General features: G+C 62.5%; 5 protein-coding genes. All 5 read left to right on the top strand.

The genetic code is table 11. The features are described 5' to 3' along the window. The first annotated feature begins 154 nt into the window (after positions 1 to 154). Positions 155 to 442: a hypothetical protein gene (locus tag GTN70_07925; GenBank protein ID NIO16912.1), complete on the top strand. Its 288-nt coding sequence runs from the start codon at positions 155 to 157 to the stop codon at positions 440 to 442. Further along, positions 439 to 798, top strand: coding sequence for a hypothetical protein (locus GTN70_07920; GenBank protein NIO16911.1), 360 nt, complete (start codon positions 439 to 441; stop codon positions 796 to 798). Before GTN70_07925 ends, GTN70_07920 begins: the two co-directional genes overlap by 4 nt. Positions 799 to 1,264: 466 nt before the next feature. Then, a complete protein-coding gene (locus tag GTN70_07915) occupies positions 1,265 to 1,531 on the top strand; it encodes a hypothetical protein (GenBank protein ID NIO16910.1) in 267 nt (88 codons plus the stop codon). 246 nt (positions 1,532 to 1,777) lie between these two features. Further along, the gene (gene dnaN, locus GTN70_07910) at positions 1,778 to 2,881 is read left to right on the top strand and encodes a DNA polymerase III subunit beta (protein NIO16909.1); all 1,104 of its coding nucleotides are present in this window, start codon (positions 1,778 to 1,780) and stop codon (positions 2,879 to 2,881) included. A gap of 1,218 nt (positions 2,882 to 4,099) precedes the next feature. Next, a complete protein-coding gene (locus tag GTN70_07905; protein NIO16908.1) occupies positions 4,100 to 4,324 on the top strand; it encodes a hypothetical protein in 225 nt (74 codons plus the stop codon). The last annotated feature ends 61 nt before the right edge of the window (positions 4,325 to 4,385 follow it).

Here is a 4,385-nt window from a genome sequence, read left to right as displayed (position 1 = left end):
GCCCGCACGTCGGCCACGATAGCCCGTGACCTGTACGACCTGCTGCGACAGTTCGCGCTTACTCATGGGCTCGCGTTGACCGACTACCTTGACGACGTAGTACGGCTGCACTTTGGCATGCCGGCCGAGCACATAGGACAGACGGAGGATACCAATGATTCGCATCGCGCTGATCTGCCCGGCGGAGAAGAAGATCCTGGGCTGGGTCAACATGGAGCCGGGACAGGCGATTGACGTGGCCAAGCTCGGCCGCGACTTTGAGCCGGTTGACGGGCCAACGGTACGGTACGCCCTGCTTGACGAAGCAGCGAATGGCGAGGCGCTGCTTTGCCCCAGCTGTCGCAACGGGTTGATGGCCGGGCCGGATACCGACGACCTCGACGCGGCGATCGAGCTGGCCGTTCCGGTGCTGCTTGGGTCGACGAAGATCAGGAAGCCGTGACCGACCAAGGCGCATTCTGGGAGCCAACCGAGCAACCGAGCCGTGGCTGCATGCTACCGGCTGCATCGGTCGAATGGTCTACGCCGGGCTGGATCTACCGACCGCTACACGCTGAGTTCGCGTTTACGGTAGACGTAGCTGCGTCTGATACAAACGCCCTGTGCAAGCGCTACTACACGCGCGAGACCAACGGGCTGCTACAGAACTGGCACGGCGAGCGGGTATGGTGCAATCCACCGTTCGACGCCGAAGCGTTGCAGGCGTTTACCAGCAAGGCGTGGCAAGTTACGCGCGAGGANNTTCCTCGTACCGGTCAAGGCCGATCAGCGGTGGTGGCACCGGTACGCGATCCGTAGCGAGGTCCGGTTCATTCCCGGCCGCGTGGCGTTCGGTGACGCACGGTACGGCGGTCCAATGGCATGCGCGATCGTGATCATGTCGCAGCGTCACCCGTCGCTAATGACCTCCTTCGTAACGCAGCAGACGGCGCTGGCTGGAGTATTGGACGATGAGCCGCTCACCTGAGCTAACCCGTCGTATCCTCAACGAGGCACAGTGGCGCACGCTGGACTACATGTACAAGCGTTGGGCGATCGAACGGCGACCCAAGGACGGCACGCACGTCCAGCCGCATACCTACTGGGCCCAGCTTAAAACACTACGCGTACTAGCACGGGAGGGGTGTGCGCGACGGCGCCGCGACTACACATGGACGATTACGCCGCATGGGCGCCGTACCGCGCTGGTAGGACCGCCTGACGGCTTCAAGATCACTCCCGGCCGCTACGTCTGGGAGGCGCCGGATCTATGGAGGGAATGGCTATGACCGTATCAGTCGATCAACTACTGCGCGACTTTGGGTTTACCCCGTCGCTTGAGCATGAATGGCGACGCGAATCGGAAGACTTCGTCATGGTGTTGGAGGACGCGGGTGACGGCGAGTGGCTACTAAGCATGGCCGCCAAAAAAGAGACGCCGCGGCTACAGCTTGCCGGACAACTCGGCCAGTGCCTCGTCTTCGCCTTGTCCATGGCGATCACGCTGCAGGCAACCATGTTCCCCGACACGGCAATCAAGCCGTCGGCCTAGTGTTTTGCCTACGACTGCGGTACCCTGGATCCGCCCGACCCGGCTCCTTTCCGTCGCGGGTGGAGCCGTCCCTCCATGGGTCGGGCATTTACCCGTTGACAGCCAGTAGCACCGCGGTCATGTTACTACTGCTTTCCTCCACGGCGCTCGGCCGCGTCCCAGTCCCCCAACCGGCCGGGCGCCACTTTCATTTAGCCGGTTGACGTTGCACAGCTTGGCTGTCACAGAGTTAGCACGGAGGCACGTATGGACCTGACGATAGAACGAGAATCTCTACTTGGCGCGCTGAAGCTGGCCAGAGTTGCGGCGGGTAGCGGGAAGCTACCGCTAGTCAAGATCGCGGCATTCATGGGCGAGGCAGAGATCGTCGCGAGCGACCTCACCGTTTCGGTACGCCAGCGCCACAGGGCCGAGGTACGTGAATCGGGCGCCGTAGCCGTGGCTGCGCGTGACGCATACGACGTGGTAAAGAACCTCGCCGATAGCCCGGTCACGCTTACCATCGACGGGAGCCACGCCAAGATCGTAGCCGGGTCTTCGCGGTTCCGACTGGTTACGTACTCGACCGAGGGCGTGGTTGCCGTTGAGACGCCGCCAGACGAAGCGTATGCGGCGATCTCGGCGCCCATGCTATCGGGGCTACTACGTCGCGGTGGAAGCGCTCACGGCTCGAACCAGGCCCGCTCGCACCTTACGAACATGAAGGTCGAAAGCAACGGCGAGACCCTGACGGTCGTATCTACCGACGGGCACCGGCTACACAAGGCCGACGCCGCGTGTACGTGGCAGCCGGGCGACGTGGATACGATTCCACCCACCGGGCGGCTGCTGTTCTGCGACGTGCTATCGGACGTAGAAGGCGACTGCGAGATCGCTACGGTCAAGGGCGTGTGGTTCGTACGGATTGGCCAGGCGATCGTCTCGGCCAGGGAAACCGGACAGCCGTTCCCAGCGTGGCAACGCGTGATCCCCGCCACGGTCGACCGGGCCGTGACGGTCGAGCTGTCGCACCTAACCGAGGTCGTACGGCGTGTCTCGCTCATGGCGGACAGGCCGAACCACTGCGTCAAGCTGGAGCTGCGATCGGGCGAGCTGGCGATATCTGCGACGCGGGACGAATTCGGCGAAGCGGACGAGACGATCGAGGTGGACTACGATCCCGACGGCGACGACTTCACGACGGCCCTTAGCTCCGTCTACTTTCTTGCTGCGCTGGAGCACGTACCCGGTGACCACGTGCGGCTGGAGTTCAACGGCGAGCTCGACCCAACGTGCGTACGGCCGTTCGATCCGTCGACCGGGGAGATCGGTGAAGACTACGTGGCGGTGATCATGCCGTTGCGTCTGTGAGGTGATCAAATGGATGGACCGGGAAATCGAACAGTAACCCTCAGAACCGGGATCGAGGCCCATGAGGGTACGGTAGCCGGAGTAACTACCTCGCTAGGCGCGCTAATGAAAGATGCGGCTGGCGCGCTTGCTGTCTATGATCTTGTCCAGATATGCCGCGACCCTGCCTATAGCGCGTTCGTCGGCTCGGTTAGCGAGCTTCAAAGACGCAACCTGCTGATGCCCGACGGTCGAGTTCATCAGGTAGTCAAGGAAATCGTGTTAGCAGGTACCGAAGGCGACGGGCTGGATCTGCGTCTAGTCAATCCCGTAACGGGCGAATAGCCATGACCGGTACCGAGCTACGTTCAATCCGCGACGGTATGCAGCGTCGCAGCTCCCGCAAGCTGGCCAAGCGGCTTGGTATCCACCGTAGCACCGTGGATCGCAACCTACGGCGCGATACGGTAACCGGGTACGTACGGGGTGCGGTATCGCGGGATCGGCTTGCCATGGCGTTCCTACGGGGCGTGAGGCAGGGAAGGCAGGAGCTATGACCGATCAAGTACACGTAGCGACTACGGCCGAGCTGGACGCGATACGGAAAGGTCGTACGGCAGAGATCGCGGTACGGCCGGAAGGTCACCATGAGCTCGTGCCCCGTTGCGTTGACGGCCGGTGGCTGCGCTTTGACGGCACGCCGTTGACGTGCGGTATTCAGCCGGGCGACGATATCGCGATCCTTGAGGACTGGCAGATATCCTGTCGATCCATCTTCGATCAACTGTGGGTCACGTTCAAGTTTCGATACCAAGATCTGCAGCAGACCCAAACGGTCGTGTGCAATAGCGATCAGTGGGCCTTCATGTGGCGAGTAGTCGAGGCGGAGGATCGGTTCAACGTCCCAACATGGTGGCCAGCCGTGTTCTTGCCGCCGTGGGCAGCGCGCTACCGTCTTCGGGCAATCGAGGTGGTGGAGCTACGCGAGATCGAAGGCGAGCACATGTGGATCGTGCAGTGCGAGCGTACGGTGCCTCGACCGCCTGACGAGCACGACCACGTGATGTGCGGACGATGCTACGAAACATACGGCACCGGTACGCAGGCGCCAGCGGCCGAGCTGTCGGAGATCCCGTGCTGCTACTGCGGTAGACCAACAAAGCGGTGGCACTGGATGCGGGATCGAGAACGCGAGTCGGTATGTCGGTGTGGCGCAGCCGGGCAGGGAAGGAGCGAAGGATGACCTACCTCGAAAAACGGGCCAAGGCGCGACTGGACGCGCTGAACGAGTGGAAGGAACGACGCGTTGAGGCAACCGGCCTATTGCTCGCGTACCTCGACGGCGTTGACGGGATCAGCTGGGACGAGGTGCTAGCGGCGCGGGAGCTGCGTGACGTGGCTGGTAGAGTGTGGTCTACGGCATGGCGGCGGCATGTGGTGGCGATCGAGGCGGGGGCGAAATGAGCTACACGACCTTGTTCAAGGTACCCGAGGCCGGTCCGATCGAAGAAGTCGCGTCATACGG

The sequence above is a fragment of the Deltaproteobacteria bacterium genome (genome assembly GCA_011773515.1).
Taxonomy (GTDB): Bacteria; Desulfobacterota; Deferrimicrobia; order J040; family J040; genus WVXK01.
This window is presented reverse-complemented; position numbering and strand designations above follow the sequence as displayed.